The sequence below is a fragment of the Sphingobium sp. ZW T5_29 genome (genome assembly GCF_044987515.1).
Classification (GTDB): Bacteria; Pseudomonadota; Alphaproteobacteria; order Sphingomonadales; family Sphingomonadaceae; genus Sphingobium.
This window is the reverse complement of the sequence record NZ_JBJDRM010000009.1, coordinates 20914-33927: the sequence shown is the minus strand read 5'-3', so window position 1 is coordinate 33927 and position 13014 is coordinate 20914. Positions and strand designations below refer to the sequence as shown.

Genomic DNA, 13014 nt, shown 5'->3' with positions numbered 1-13014 from the left:
GGAACAGGATGGCAGGGCAACAGGCATCGCCGCGTCGGTGGGAAGGGTGTCGCTGATGCGCGCAGCCGTCTTTCATCGCGTCGGTAGCCCGCTGACGGTGGAAACCGTCGCCGACCCCGTGCCTGATGCGGATCAGGTCATCGTGCAGGTCGCTCATTCCGGCATCTGCGGATCGGACCTGCATATGGTGGAAAGCGATTATTCCCCCGCAGGCCTTATCCTGGGCCATGAATTTGCCGGAACGATCGCCGCGTTGGGCAAGGATGTGGCCGGTCCCTGGAAAGTGGGCGACCGGGTCACTGCCCTGCCGCTGAACATATGCAACGATTGCGTTGCATGCGACCGGCACTTGCCCGCGCTCTGCTCGCACAATCTCTTCACCGGCACGTCGCTGCTGGCGCAGGGGGCCTACGCGCAGTTCGTAGGCGCGCGGGCGGCCATGGTGCAAAGGCTTCCTGCGGGCATCAGTTTCGAAGAAGGCGCGATGGTGGAGCCGCTGGCGGTCGGCCATCATATCGTGTCGATGGCGCATCTTCCCGGTGACGCTGCCGTGCTGATACTGGGCGGCGGCCCGATCGGCATAGCGGTTGCCCTGTTCGCGCTTCATGCCGGTGTGCGCCATGTTGTGGTGAGCGAGCCTTCGCCGGAACGTCGCGCGCTGGCAGAGGCGGTGGGTGCGACCGCCATCGATCCGCGATCGGCGGAAGATGTCGCATCGGCATTCGCGCGTACGACCGGGGTTCAGCGGCCGCATGTCGTTTTCGAATGCGTCGGCGTTCCGGGCATGTTGACCCAGGCGATAGCCCTGGCCGACGTGCGCGGCCAGGTGGTCGTGGCGGGCGTGGTGCTTCAGGAAGATACCATCCTGCCCATCGCCGCGCTGGGCAAGGAGGTGACGATCCGATATAGTCAGGCCTATACGGAGCGCGATTTCGAAGCGGTGATCGACGCGTTGGCACGGGGTGCCATTGACGCCCGGCCGATCCACACCTCAACGGTCAGCCTGGATGAACTGCCCGCGGCGTTCGAGGCGCTGAGGTCGCGGCCATCGGAATGCAAGGTTCTGATCCGACCATGAAAAGGGCGGACAGCATGCGGGATTATTGGACAGGAGACACATCATGGCAACGGCACTGAAATCTGAAACCGCGACCGGACCCCGGTCCATGGGCCACATGGCCCTGCATTATAAAAAGCCTGAGGAAGGCCCGCTCGCCGCACGCCTGCTCGGCATGCTCGGCTATGTCCTCACGCAGGACCTGACCCTGCCGGACGGAACGCATTTCTATCGTTTCGTGGTCGATGGAAAGCATCAGCCGCGTGGCGACGGCATCGTCTATCTGTCCTGCGTGCCCGAAGCGCAGCGCGAATTGATGGAAGCAATCCACGGCGCGCTCAATATCGGGACGCCGCAGGAACATCCCGCCGTCGCGACCATGCGCGAAAAGATGGACCAGGACCCTGAATATGGCTTCCATTATGGCACGCTGCTGGAAAGTCTGGAAGATCTGGAAAATGTCTTCCTGACTCTGGAAGAGGCCAACCGCAGCGATCCTGAACTCAAGGGTCGGCTCAAGCTGGTCTACAACCGCGCACTGCCCGGCACTGCGGAAGTCGACGCTCGACTGGACGCGTCGCCCATCTACAAGAACGCAACGCGCCATGCCTATGGCAAGAATGGCGTTCAGGCCTTTCTGGAAACCGACATTTTGTCGAGCGGGATGCTGGGTGAAACCATGATCCTGGAATTTGATTATGTCTTCCCCGGCTATGCCAACCACGTTCTGTCCGTGGTCGAATGGGGATAAGATGAACTTCGCGCCCCGGCCCAACCGCCGGGGCGTTGGCTCTTCGGGGCGGCAGGCGCAACGCCCGGATTTTCGAACAATGATAAGGAGAGGGCATGGCCGACAGCATGGAAAATCTGGCCGCACGGCTTCAGGCGCTGGAGGATAAGGAAGAAATCCGGCTGTTGAAATCGCGCTATCTGCGGGCCTGTGATTTGAAGCAGCCCGACGCGGTGCGCGACTGTTTCCTGCCCGGCGGCGTGCGGATCGCCTATCACGGCTTTCCTATATTCACTGACCGCGACGCCTTCGTGGCCACCTATGAAAGCATGGCGTGCAATGGCGGCGTATATGACATCCATCACGCCACCAACTGGGACATCAGCCTGACCGGGCCGGACGAGGCGAAGGGGCTGTGGTCGCTCAATTTCCGCACGATCCTGACCGGACCGCGCCACGTCACGCGGCTGGCGGTCGAGTATGAGGATGTCTATCGCCGCGAGGGCGGACGCTGGTGGATCGCCGAAAGCGTCAGCCAGGTCACGTCGATCCTGACCGAACAGATTAATGAGGACGGGTCCCTGACCGTCCTGGCGTCGGGGGAACTGCCCGCCGGGTGAGGGTGAGGGTGCGGGCGGGGCCGGATCGCTGTCCGTCAGGCCGGCTCGAAAATCGATTCCAACGGTTCGCGTCCGGCCCAATAAGCGCCTTCGCGGTCGGTATCGACGTCCACCGCTCCGCGCACGCCCAGTGCCGCCCGCGCCTCTTCCAGCGGAAGGTGGAATACCGGCTCCAGCCTCTTCATGAACAGCGCGTCGCTTTCCTGTCCCACCCGCATCCCGCGCTGGATCGCATTGACGCAGGTCGGCCACACATGCGGATAATGCAGCATCGTCCGCACCGTATAGCGCAGCGACCCGAACAACTGGATCAGGTTCAGCTCCGCCGCCAGTTCGGGGTTCCTGATAAATCGCGGCACATTGGTCAGCCGATACCAATAGGGCACCAGTTCACCCATGAAGTTGAACCCGCCCCCGCATAATATATGCTCGAAATCATGGGTCTGGCCTGACCTCAGATTATAAAATTGCAACTGCGTCTGCGGCGGCTGCCATGGCGTGATCTGAATTTCATAATCGCCCGACGTCATCTGCGTGTAGAATATCCCGCCCAGCGATCCCGGCTGATAATCGCTGAAATCCTCGATCCGATAGCTGGAAATGAAACCTTCTTCGAACCAGGCGTCCAGCTCTGGATTGACCCTGCGCTCCTGCGTGAACATGTCCTCCACCGCTTCGAAATCCCGCAGGGAATCCAGAATGGGCAGAAATTCGTACATTTCCGCCTGAGGCGGCATGTCCGCGCCGTTCCTGCGCAGGCAGATCATCGCCAGCCATTCGCGAAGCCGGGGATTATTCAGATATTTCGACGATGAAACCAGAACGCTGCTGTCGGTGCCGACGGGCATCACGCCCCGCAGCAGATAGGGAAGATCGGCCATGGTCACGCTCCGTCAGTTAGAGCATTTTCGAAGCAGATGGATTCATCTGCTGACTCGGAAAATGCGGAAGACAAAAAGAAAATAGAGCATGGTCCGATCCAGTATGATCGGATCATGCTCTAAGTTCCAGCTTCTTGCCGTCCGATCCCCAGGCGGCGATGCGCGGATCGTCGATCCTGAACTGCGGCAACAGCTCGAAAAAGCTCTTGTCCGCCACGCACACCCGCTGCAACCGGCGGGGCGTCATGCCGGTCAGGTCGCAGCGCGAATGTTGCAGGGCGATATTGTCCCAGATCAGCAGGTCGCCATTGTTCCAATGATGGCGATAAATCCGGTCGGGGGCATAAAGTTCGCTGAACAGCGCATCCAGCAGGGCGTCGCTTTCTTCGCGGCCCAACCCTTCGATCCGGGCGGTCTGCATATCGCTGACATATAGCGTCGGCTCGCCGGTGCGGGGGTGGGGAATCACCGCCGGTCGCTTCTGCTGCGGCACATAGTCAGGCACGTCATGATCGACGGTGCGGTGGGACTGGATCATTGCCAGCGCAGTGACCGCGTCGCGCCCTTCGATCCGGGCGGCCAGATCGGGGGGCATGCGCTTCATCGCGGTCACGCCATTAGCAAAGCCGGTCCAGCTCTGCCCGTCATTCACATCGACCGCGTGCAAAGAGATGATCTTGAACGGATCGTCGGTGAACGCCAGGTCGCTGTGCCAGGTAAGGGGGCCTGAACCCAGATTGCCGTCGCTGGAAATTTCGCGGAATTCGCCCTTCGCCCCCAGCACCTTGCCGAACAGGGATAGTAATCGGACCTGCTGATCCTCATCCAACCGCTGATCACGGAACAGCAGCAGCTTATGTTCATCGAACAACGACAGCATTCGTCGTTCGAACCCATCGGGCAGGGGCGCGTCCAGGGGAATCACGATTTCCATGCCGAAGGGATCGATTGGCCGTTCTTCCCACGCCATTTGCGCCATAGCGTCCTTCTCCTGTATCCGAACGGTATCCAACCGTTCGGACATCGTCAAGCCTTGGGACAGCACGGGCCGTAAGGGGGTGCAAGCTGCCGCCAAATTGATATAGCGATGGCATGGGGCAGCATCAGCACGCGATGACGGATGGTTCGAAGCTGGCGGCTGAAACCCCGTCCCACCGCGTGCAACATCTGCTGGCGGTGGCGCGGGGCGAATTTGTCGCGCGCGGCTTTGACGCGGTCAGCATCGACGCCATCGCGCGGGCTGGTAATGTCAGCAAGGAAACCATTTACCGCCATTTCGCTGATAAGGAGGCATTGTTTCGCGCCGCGCTGGAACTGGCAGGCGCTGAATTTACCGCCCGCGCACAGGCGGTTCATCAGGCGGCCAGCCACCCGCGCATCGAACTGGCCTGGCTCGCCCGCACCATCATCGACGCGACCGTCGACCAGGGCCTGTTCAGCGTGCTGTGGGTCGCGACCAGCGTCGCCCATCGCATGCCGGATGTGGCGTCCGTGCTACGCGACCAGCAATGGGCGCGGATGGAGCCGGTGCGGCTGGCGCTGGAGGAATATGCCCGGCAACAGGGCCTTGCGCGGCATGTCCCGCTGGAACTGGCGCTGGATTTCGGGTCGCTCGCCGTCGAAGGCCCGGCACTGCTGATGGGCCTCCCCGCGCCTGGCAAGGATGAACGGGACAGGCTGGCAGGGCAGGCGGCGCTGCTCTTTTCCCAGGGAATCGAACCTTGGCTAGGCGGCATGACCGACACGGCAACCACTCCCCCAACCGTTCCCGGTGGGACGCAGGCGTTGCCGGACCATATCCGCAACCTGCTGGATGTGGCTGGCCGTCATTTCCTGGAACAGGGATATGAAGGCGCTAATCTGGACCTGATCGGGGCGCAGGCACGGGTCGGGCGGGGCACGCTCTACCGCCATTTCGGCAACAAGGCGGGCCTGTTCGCCGCCTCCCTGCGCCATCACGCCCGCAATGTGGCAGTCACGCAGGCCCCACCGCTTCCCTCCGCCAGGCTGGACCGCGCCGCGCTGGAGGCGTTCCTGGATGCGGCCATCGCCTCGCTTGCTGACGCACCCTCGATCCAGCTCCACCGTGCCGCGATCAGCCAGTCGCGGCGCGACCCTGAAACGGCGCGCGCCATCTACGCCATCCTGCGCGAACCCTGGGCCGGGCCTCTATCGCACTGGCTGGGGACGCTGGGCGCGCGGGATGACCGCGAATGGCTCGCGCGGCAATTGCTGGTGCTGGCGACGCGCGGCAACCGGCTGTTCGGCGCGGATCAGGCAGTCGCGCAGGATGACCGGCGGCGATTTGCAAAGCGCGCCGCCGCCATCTTCCTGCACGGTTTTACCAGCCTTTTGTGAATGCCCCCGTGTCAGGCGCGGTCCAGATGCGCGAAGTCATATTGGCTGGTCGGAATGATGTCGATCCGCGCAAAGTCGATGAACCCGGCGCAGCTATCAGCCATATCCTTTGTATTCTTGGCGAACTTCGCTTCATCCTCCACCGCATCGAAGAACACCCGGCCATCGGTCATCGCATCCAGTGGGAAACATTCCTCGACAAAGGCGCCATAGGTTGGAGCGTCTCCGGTCAGCGGACGAACGATGATATTCTGCACATATTCGAAGTTCGACTGCGTATCGATGGCGACGCGCGTATGGTGGCTGTGCCAGTGCGCGACGGCATCCTGCCACTTCATGTCGGGGCGGAATGAAATGAAGCTCGCCTGCGACCAGCCCCATGTCCGCGATCCCGGCGCGGGCTGATGCTGGCTATTGGCGATGATGGTGGATTCGGCGACCAGCCACGCCTCGAACCGCCCGCTCATCTGCGCCAGCACCGCATCCACCGCTTCGCGAAAGATGGCGTTGGCGCTCGGCAGCCATAATTGCACGACCGCGTCCTGCTGTGGCGGCTGCCATTGCTGGACCAGCGGCGCGGCGGGTTCGACTATTGCGTCGCGGATGTTGAGGCGAATGCCGCTCGCACCCGCCGCCTTGAGCGCGCGGGGCAATTCCGCGACAAGGCGCGCGCCATAGTCGGCACGGCTTTCGCCTTGCGGCGCCCAAAGCGCGCAAATCACTTTTTCCATATCACTCTCCGGCAGATTATAATGTCAGTCGAAATTCGCCTGTCCGCCGTCCAGCGGGACGGTCGCGCCGGTCAGGTAGGTCAGGTCCGATCCGCACAGCGCAACCAGCGCACGGCCGATATCTTCCTCCAGCCGCCCGACACGCCCCAGCGGGATGGTGCGGAAAAAGGCTTCGGCTTCCTCAGGATTATGGTCGATCCAGGATTTCAGGCCCGGCGATTCCGCGTGGGGCGCGATGGTGAGTACGCGGATATTGTCCCGCCCCCATTCCGCCGCCGCCGCCCTGGTCAGGGCACGTGTAGCCTGTTTGACCGCGGCATAGCAGCCATAATTGCTCATGTCCCAGCGGATGCCTGCCGATGATGCGAAGTTGAAAATGGTGCCCCCGCCGCGCCGCACCATGTGGGGACGCACCAGCTTCATCAGCCGGAAAGAGGCGAGGGGGCCGGATTCGAAGCCTGCCGTAAATGCCTCGTCGCTGACCTGATCGATCGGCCCCAGCGGCACTTCCTGCGCATTGTTGACCAATATGTCGACGCCGCCCAGCTCCGCCGCTGCCTTGTCCACCGCAGTGGCCAGATCGTCGAAAGACTTGACGTTGCAGGCGACCGGAACGGCGCGCACGCCGCGTTCCCTGACCAGCCGCGCCGTTTCCTCCACCTTGTCCAGCGTTCGCCCCGCCAGCAGCAGGTCGACGCCTTCACTGGCGAAGGCAAGCGCCGTGCCCTGGCCGATCCCTTGGCCCGCGCCGGTGATCAGCGCGACCTTTCCCGTTAACGCGGGCATATCCTCTCCTTTGATTGTCGCAATATATCGAACAAAATTCTACGCGTATGTTGACTTTAAGGCAAGGTAAGGCAACGTCTGCGTTTAAGAAGCGGGAGAGGCATCTGCCTTTGGGATGGTCCAGCGATGGGCCTTGATCCGTCCGCGACATGGGCAATTTTCTGAAGCGGGCGAATATGAACAATTGGGACAAGGAAGTCGACATCCTCGTGATAGGATCGGGCGCGGGCGGCTTGATGTCGGCGCTGGTCGGCGCGCACAATCATGCCGATGTGCTGATCGTGGAAAAGGCGGACCGTTGGGGCGGGACGTCGGCGACATCGGGTGGCGGTATCTGGATACCCGGCAGCGATGTCGCGAAGCAGGCCGGTTTCGACGATAATATCGATGACTCCTTCATGTATTTACGCAAGCTATCCGCCGCAAACGTCCCCGACGAAAATATCCGCGCCTACGTCAACAACGCCTCGCCCATGCTGCGCTGGCTGATGGCGAACACGCCCGTCCAATACATGGCTTTTCCCTATCCCGACTATCATGCCGAAAATCCCGGCGGGTCGGCAAAAGGATTCCGCACCCATTTGCCCAATCCCCTGGACGGCAAGCCACTGGGCGCGGACGTTCGCACGCTCCGCTTTGCGTCGCCCGCCGCCAGCCTGTTCGGCTATCTGAACTGGCATTTCAGCGAGACCTACGAACTGCTTTATCGGCAAAAGGGCTGGATGAAGAACCTGGTCAAGAACATGGCCAAATACTGGCTGGACCTGCCCTTCCGCCTGACATCGCGCAAGGACCGGCGGCTGACGCTGGGCAACGCGCTGACCGGGGGCCTGCGCATGGCCCTGAACAAAAAGGGCGTACCACTGTGGCTGGAAACGCCCTTGAAGGAACTGGTGCGCGAAGGCGATGCGGTCACTGGCGCCGTGGTGGAAAAGGACGGCAAGCCCTACCGCATCCGCGCACGCAAGGGCATCGTTCTGGCCGCTGGCGGCTTTGACAAGAATCAGGCGATGCGCGACGGCAACGCGCCCCTTTATCCTGCCGCGCGCTATTCGGGCGGCGTGACCAGCAACACCGGCGACAGCATCGTCGCGGGCGAAGCGGTAGGCGCAGGCACCATGAACATGCAATCCGCCTGGGCCGCGCCGGTCTTCTATGTGCCTGGCGAGGACAGGGGCCGGCTATGCACGGTCGAACGCGCATTGCCGGGCTGCATCATGGTCAACCAGAGCGGTGAGCGTTTTCTGAACGAAGCATCATCCTATCACATCGTCGGCCAGCAGATGGCCCGCCGACAGGCTGAACATGCCGACGCCGACCCCTGCTGGATGATCTTCGACCATGAATATCGTCATAAATTCCCGATGGGGCCGCTTTACCCGCTGATGCCTGTCGCCATGCACAGCAAGGGCGTCCGCTCCATCCTGAAGAAGGGCAGATCGATCGAGGAACTGGCCGGGAAGATCGGTGTGGACCCGGCCCGCCTGTCATCGGCCATCGGTCGGTTCAACGTTAACGCTGCCAAGGGCGAAGACCCTGAATTTCACCGGGGTGAAGCCGCCTATGACAAAATGTATGGGGATTTCCGCCATTCGCCCAACCCATGCCTGCGCCCGCTGGACAAGGGGCCATTCTATGCGTTGCCCATCTATCCCGGCGACATCGGCACCAATGGCGGGTTGAAGACCAACGCAAATGCGCAGGTGGTCAGCGACGACGGGGCCGTGATCCCCGGCCTCTACGCCATCGGCAACAATGCCGCGTCGTCCATGGGCGAAAGCTATCCGGGCGCGGGCGTGACGCTCGGTCCGGCCCTGACCTTCGGCTATGTCGCCGCCCGCCATATGACCGGCGGCAACAGTTGACGCGCAGGGGGCTGGCAGGGCTAAACTGCCGTGTTCAGCCCCTTAGCAACTGGATGATCGACGAAAAATCCTTGGCTCCTTCGCCATTGTTGACCAGCATCTGGTAAAGCGCTTCCGCGTTGCTGCCCATGGGCACGCTGGCGTTGACGGCGGCGGCGGCTTCGACGGCCAGCTTCAGGTCCTTCAGCATCAGCGCGGCGGCGAACCCGCCTTCATAGCCATTGTCGGCTGGTGAATCCGGGCCGACGCCGGGCAGCGGGCAATAGCTGGTCATCGACCAGCTCTGCCCTGAAGATACGCTGGAAATATCGTAGAATGTCTGGGGGTCCAGCCCGATCTTCTGCGCCATGGCAAATGCTTCGCAGGTCGCGATCATGGTCGCGCCCAGCAGCATGTTGTTGCAGATTTTGGCGGCCTGACCATTGCCTGCCGCCCCTGCGTGAATGACCGCCTTTCCCATGGCGGACAGGATCGGCTTTGCCCGGTGGAATGCCGCATCCGTGCCGCCGACCATGAAGGTCAGCGCGCCGCCATGGGCCGCCGCTATTCCCCCCGAAACTGGGGCGTCGACCATGGCGAAGCCCTTGCCTTCCGCCGTCGCTATCGTCCGGCGGGCGGTTTCCACATCGATGGTCGAACAGTCGAGCATGATCGTGTCAGGCTTTGCGACAGCAAAGACCGACCCGTTATATACCGCGTCGACATGCTTGCCCGCAGGCAGCATCGTGACCACCGCATCGGCCCCGGCGACGGCCTCTTCGGCACTGGCGCAAGGGATGGCCCCGGCGTCCCGCGCCTTATCCAGCGCGGATGCGGACAGGTCGAAAGCGCGGACGGCGTAGCCATTTTTCAGCAGGTTGGCGGCCATGCCCCCGCCCATATTGCCCAGGCCGATGAAAGCAATGGTCGTGGTCATGGCCGTCTCCTTACGATATTAGCTGAAGATCGGGATCAGGTCCCGGTCAGCGCCCCTTCCACTGGGCAGGGCGCTTTTCGACAAAGGCGGTCATGCCTTCGATCCTGTCCTGGGTCGCGGTCAGGATCTGGAACAGGCGACGTTCGGTCAGCAGGCCTTGGGCCAAACCGGTTTCGAACGCCATGTCTACCATTTCCTTGTTGATCATCGTCGCCATCGGCGGCATCGAAGCGATCGCCTGCGCGGTCTTGAGCGCGTCATCCAGCAGTTCAGCCGCCGGGACGATGCGAGCGACCAAGCCGGAACGCTCCGCTTCTTCGGCACCCATCATGCGACCGGTCAGGCACATTTCCATCGCCTTGGCCTTGCCCACGGCGCGGGTCAGGCGCTGCGATCCGCCCATGCCGGGCGCCACGCCCAGCTTGATTTCGGGCTGGCCGAACTTGGCCGTATCCGACGCGATGATGAAGTCCGCCATCATCGCCAATTCGCACCCACCGCCCAGGGCAAAGCCGTTGACCGCCGCGATCCAGGGTTTGCGGGTCGCCACCACGCCGGTCTGCCAGCCGGAAAAGAAATCCTCCAGGAAGAAATCGGCGGCATCCTTTTCCACCATTTCCTTGATGTCCGCGCCTGCCGCGAACGCCTTGTCGCCGCTGCCGGTCACCACCGCGCACAGCTGCGAAGCGTCTGCGTCATAGGCAGCAAAGGCAGCGCTCAAATCTTTCAGCACCTGACTGTTCAGCGCATTGAGCGCCTGCGGCCGGTTCAGCGTGATCAGCGTAACGGCGTCACGCTGTTCCACCAGGATGGTTTCATAGGTCATCGGTCAAACTCCACTTTGCGGGTAAGGCGTCCACTCCTTGCCCGGTGGCAGCGGAGCAAAGAGGCTGTCAACCAGATCGTGGGTGACATCCTGCGGAGTCGCCGGATTCCAGCGCGGCGCATTGTCCTTGTCAAAAATGACGGCGCGCACGCCTTCGACAAAATCCGGGCGGCGGATCACATGGCAGGCGATGCGATATTCGTTGCGCATATTGTCGGCAAAATCAGTGAAGTCCGCGCCTTCGGCCAACTGCCGCAGTGCGACCTTGACCGTTTGGGGCGACTTGGACGCCAATATGACCAACTGCTCGCGTGCCCATGGGGACCCATCCGCATCCAGCGCCGCCAATATATCCTCATAACGGTCCGACGCGAAAAGCCGGTCGATGTCGGCGCGACGGGCCGACCATTGCGACGGCGGGGCATCGTCGGCCATCTCGTCCAATATGTCGGACAGGCGCGATGGCTCCGCAATGATCCGCGCCTTGGCCGCTTCGATCTTGTCGGATGTCATATAATGGGTGGCAATGCCCATGGCGACGCAGTCCGCCCCCTTGATCCGCGCGCCAGTAGTCGCCAGCCATGCGCCCGCCCGCCCCGGCAGGCGCGGCAAATACCAGCCGCCGCCCACGTCCGGGAACAGGCCAATCCCCGTTTCAGGCATGGCGAATGTCGTGCGTTCGGTCGCCACGCGGTATCGGGCGGGCAGCGATATGCCGACGCCGCCGCCCATGACGATCCCGTCCATGAAGGTGACGATCGGCTTGCCATAGCCAAACAGCATATGGTTCATGCGATATTCGACATGGAAAAACCGTTCCGCCTCGGCGCAATCATCCTTTGCGCTACTGGCGATCAGCGCAATGTCGCCGCCAGCGCAGAACCCTCTCCCTTCCGCATGGTCGATCATTACGGCGGCCACCTGATCATCCTTGGCCCATGCGGCCAGAGCATCGATGATCGCGTGGCACATTTCCGGTGTCAGGGCATGGATCGCCTTGGGTCGGTTCAACCGGATGCGGCCAACGCCATTGTCGATGAAGGTGGTGAGCTGATCCGTCATGGCGCTTACTGCTTCAGCATGTCACGCGCGACAATCATGCGCATGACCTGGTTGGTGCCTTCCAGGATCGAATGGACGCGCAGGTCACGCCAGAAACGCTCGACCGGATAGTCCATCAGATACCCATAGCCGCCATGCAGCTGCAGGGCGCGGTCGGCCACCGCCGACCCCGTATCGGTCGCCAGGCGTTTGGCCATCGCGGCAAAGCGGGTCTTGTCGGGCGCATTTGCCGTGACCTTGACGGCGGCGGCATATAGCAGGGTGCGGGCTGCCTCCAGCTCGGTCTGCATGTCGGCCAGCATGAACTGCGTGTTCTGGAAATCGGCAATGTTCTGGCCGAACTGCTTGCGTTCTTTCGTATATTGCAGCGCTTCGTCAATGCACCGCTGCGCACCGCCCAGCGAGCACGCACCGATATTCAGCCGTCCGCCGTCCAGTCCCATCATCGCGATGCGGAAACCTTCACCTTCCGCACCGATCAGATTGTCCACCGGCACGCGCACCCCATCGAAATTGACCTGTGCGGTCGGCTGGCTGTGCCAGCCCAGCTTGCGTTCCTGCGCGCCAAAGCTGACGCCATCCATGTCCTTTTCGATCACCAGGCAACTGATGCCCTTGGCCCCTTCCTCTCCGGTGCGGACCATGGTGACATAAATCTCGTTTTCGCCGCCGCCCGAAATAAACTGCTTGGACCCGGTCACCACATAATGATCGCCGTCCCGTACCGCCCGCGTTTTCAACGCGGCGGCGTCGGAGCCGGACCCAGCTTCGGTCAGGCAATAGCTCGCCATGCGGGTCATCGGCACCAGATCGGGCAAATATTTGTCCTTGACCGCCTGGCCGCCGAACTGGTCGATCATCCATGCGCCCATATTGTGGATCGATATGAACGCGCTGGTGGATGGACATCCATAGGCCATGGCTTCCATGATCAGCGCCGCTTCCAGCCGTCCCAGCCCAATACCGCCGGATTCTTCCGACACATAGATGCTGCCGAACCCCAGTTCCGCGGCCGCGCGGATCGTGTCGCGCGGAAAGATGTGCTTTTCATCCCACTCCGCCGCGTGCGGCGTGATCGCGTCGGCGGTAAAGCGGCGCGCCAGATCCTGTATCTCTCGCTGCTCGTCGGTAAGGTCGAACTGGTTGGTCATGGCTTCCTGCTTTCTGGCGCATCCCGCTGCC

At 62.3% G+C, this 13014-nt stretch carries 13 protein-coding genes; 5 read left to right on the top strand and 8 right to left on the bottom strand.

Annotated features, from left to right (window positions below):
* The first annotated feature begins 55 nt into the window (after positions 1-55).
* From ACI3KQ_RS09295 to ACI3KQ_RS09285, 3 genes are all read left to right on the top strand, one after another.
* Complete coding sequence (locus tag ACI3KQ_RS09295; protein ID WP_404956926.1) at positions 56-1078, top strand: alcohol dehydrogenase catalytic domain-containing protein; 1023 nt, start codon at positions 56-58, stop codon at positions 1076-1078.
* 43 nt (positions 1079-1121) lie between these two features.
* A complete protein-coding gene (locus ACI3KQ_RS09290; protein ID WP_404956924.1) occupies positions 1122-1808 on the top strand; it encodes a hypothetical protein in 687 nt (228 codons plus the stop codon).
* A gap of 95 nt (positions 1809-1903) precedes the next feature.
* Positions 1904-2407 carry a nuclear transport factor 2 family protein gene (locus ACI3KQ_RS09285; RefSeq protein WP_404956922.1) on the top strand — a complete coding sequence of 168 codons (504 nt, stop codon included), beginning with the start codon at positions 1904-1906 and terminating at the stop codon, positions 2405-2407.
* Between the two features lie 35 nt (positions 2408-2442).
* Here the strand turns inward: ACI3KQ_RS09285 and ACI3KQ_RS09280 are convergent, their stop codons facing one another.
* Both ACI3KQ_RS09280 and ACI3KQ_RS09275 read right to left on the bottom strand, forming a co-directional pair.
* Positions 2443-3288 (bottom strand): hypothetical protein, encoded by an 846-nt coding sequence (locus tag ACI3KQ_RS09280; protein ID WP_404956920.1) that lies wholly within the window; start codon positions 3286-3288, stop codon positions 2443-2445.
* Positions 3289-3400: 112 nt separating this feature from the next.
* Positions 3401-4312 carry a TauD/TfdA dioxygenase family protein gene (locus ACI3KQ_RS09275; RefSeq protein WP_404956919.1) on the bottom strand — a complete coding sequence of 304 codons (912 nt, stop codon included), beginning with the start codon at positions 4310-4312 and terminating at the stop codon, positions 3401-3403.
* Between the two features lie 68 nt (positions 4313-4380).
* On the opposite strand from ACI3KQ_RS09275, the gene ACI3KQ_RS09270 reads away from it, so the two are divergent.
* Positions 4381-5646 carry a TetR/AcrR family transcriptional regulator gene (locus tag ACI3KQ_RS09270; protein WP_404956917.1) on the top strand — a complete coding sequence of 422 codons (1266 nt, stop codon included), beginning with the start codon at positions 4381-4383 and terminating at the stop codon, positions 5644-5646.
* A gap of 11 nt (positions 5647-5657) precedes the next feature.
* Here ACI3KQ_RS09270 and ACI3KQ_RS09265 read toward each other — a convergent pair whose 3' ends face one another.
* Positions 5658-6377, bottom strand: a complete 720-nt coding sequence (locus tag ACI3KQ_RS09265) for an EthD domain-containing protein (protein ID WP_404956915.1) — start codon at positions 6375-6377, stop codon at positions 5658-5660.
* A 24-nt stretch (positions 6378-6401) separates the two neighbouring features.
* Positions 6402-7163: an SDR family NAD(P)-dependent oxidoreductase gene (locus ACI3KQ_RS09260; RefSeq protein WP_404956913.1), complete on the bottom strand. Its 762-nt coding sequence runs from the start codon at positions 7161-7163 to the stop codon at positions 6402-6404.
* 176 nt (positions 7164-7339) lie between these two features.
* Between ACI3KQ_RS09260 and ACI3KQ_RS09255 the strand changes: the two genes are divergently transcribed.
* Positions 7340-9028, top strand: coding sequence for an FAD-binding protein (locus tag ACI3KQ_RS09255; RefSeq protein ID WP_404956911.1), 1689 nt, complete (start codon positions 7340-7342; stop codon positions 9026-9028).
* A gap of 34 nt (positions 9029-9062) precedes the next feature.
* Here the strand turns inward: ACI3KQ_RS09255 and mmsB are convergent, their stop codons facing one another.
* The 4 genes from mmsB to ACI3KQ_RS09235 are packed head-to-tail and all read right to left on the bottom strand — an operon-like array spanning position 9063 to position 12983.
* Positions 9063-9944 carry a 3-hydroxyisobutyrate dehydrogenase gene (gene mmsB, locus ACI3KQ_RS09250; RefSeq protein WP_404956909.1) on the bottom strand — a complete coding sequence of 294 codons (882 nt, stop codon included), beginning with the start codon at positions 9942-9944 and terminating at the stop codon, positions 9063-9065.
* A gap of 46 nt (positions 9945-9990) precedes the next feature.
* Positions 9991-10770, bottom strand: coding sequence for an enoyl-CoA hydratase-related protein (locus ACI3KQ_RS09245; protein WP_404956907.1), 780 nt, complete (start codon positions 10768-10770; stop codon positions 9991-9993).
* A gap of 3 nt (positions 10771-10773) precedes the next feature.
* On the bottom strand, positions 10774-11832 hold the full coding sequence (locus ACI3KQ_RS09240; protein ID WP_404956905.1) for an enoyl-CoA hydratase/isomerase family protein: 1059 nt from the start codon (positions 11830-11832) through the stop codon (positions 10774-10776).
* Between the two features lie 5 nt (positions 11833-11837).
* Complete coding sequence (locus ACI3KQ_RS09235; RefSeq protein WP_404956903.1) at positions 11838-12983, bottom strand: acyl-CoA dehydrogenase family protein; 1146 nt, start codon at positions 12981-12983, stop codon at positions 11838-11840.
* Positions 12984-13014: the final 31 nt, after the last annotated feature.

Coding starts and splice junctions, on each gene's coding strand:
- ACI3KQ_RS09295 (WP_404956926.1), top strand. CDS start 56: ATGCGCGCAGCCGTCTTTCATCGCGTCGGTAGCCCGCTGACGGTGGAA.
- ACI3KQ_RS09290 (WP_404956924.1), top strand. CDS start 1,122: ATGGCAACGGCACTGAAATCTGAAACCGCGACCGGACCCCGGTCCATG.
- ACI3KQ_RS09285 (WP_404956922.1), top strand. CDS start 1,904: ATGGCCGACAGCATGGAAAATCTGGCCGCACGGCTTCAGGCGCTGGAG.
- ACI3KQ_RS09280 (WP_404956920.1), bottom strand. CDS start 3,288: ATGGCCGATCTTCCCTATCTGCTGCGGGGCGTGATGCCCGTCGGCACC.
- ACI3KQ_RS09275 (WP_404956919.1), bottom strand. CDS start 4,312: ATGTCCGAACGGTTGGATACCGTTCGGATACAGGAGAAGGACGCTATG.
- ACI3KQ_RS09270 (WP_404956917.1), top strand. CDS start 4,381: ATGGGGCAGCATCAGCACGCGATGACGGATGGTTCGAAGCTGGCGGCT.
- ACI3KQ_RS09265 (WP_404956915.1), bottom strand. CDS start 6,377: ATGGAAAAAGTGATTTGCGCGCTTTGGGCGCCGCAAGGCGAAAGCCGT.
- ACI3KQ_RS09260 (WP_404956913.1), bottom strand. CDS start 7,163: ATGCCCGCGTTAACGGGAAAGGTCGCGCTGATCACCGGCGCGGGCCAA.
- ACI3KQ_RS09255 (WP_404956911.1), top strand. CDS start 7,340: ATGAACAATTGGGACAAGGAAGTCGACATCCTCGTGATAGGATCGGGC.
- mmsB (WP_404956909.1), bottom strand. CDS start 9,944: ATGACCACGACCATTGCTTTCATCGGCCTGGGCAATATGGGCGGGGGC.
- ACI3KQ_RS09245 (WP_404956907.1), bottom strand. CDS start 10,770: ATGACCTATGAAACCATCCTGGTGGAACAGCGTGACGCCGTTACGCTG.
- ACI3KQ_RS09240 (WP_404956905.1), bottom strand. CDS start 11,832: ATGACGGATCAGCTCACCACCTTCATCGACAATGGCGTTGGCCGCATC.
- ACI3KQ_RS09235 (WP_404956903.1), bottom strand. CDS start 12,983: ATGACCAACCAGTTCGACCTTACCGACGAGCAGCGAGAGATACAGGAT.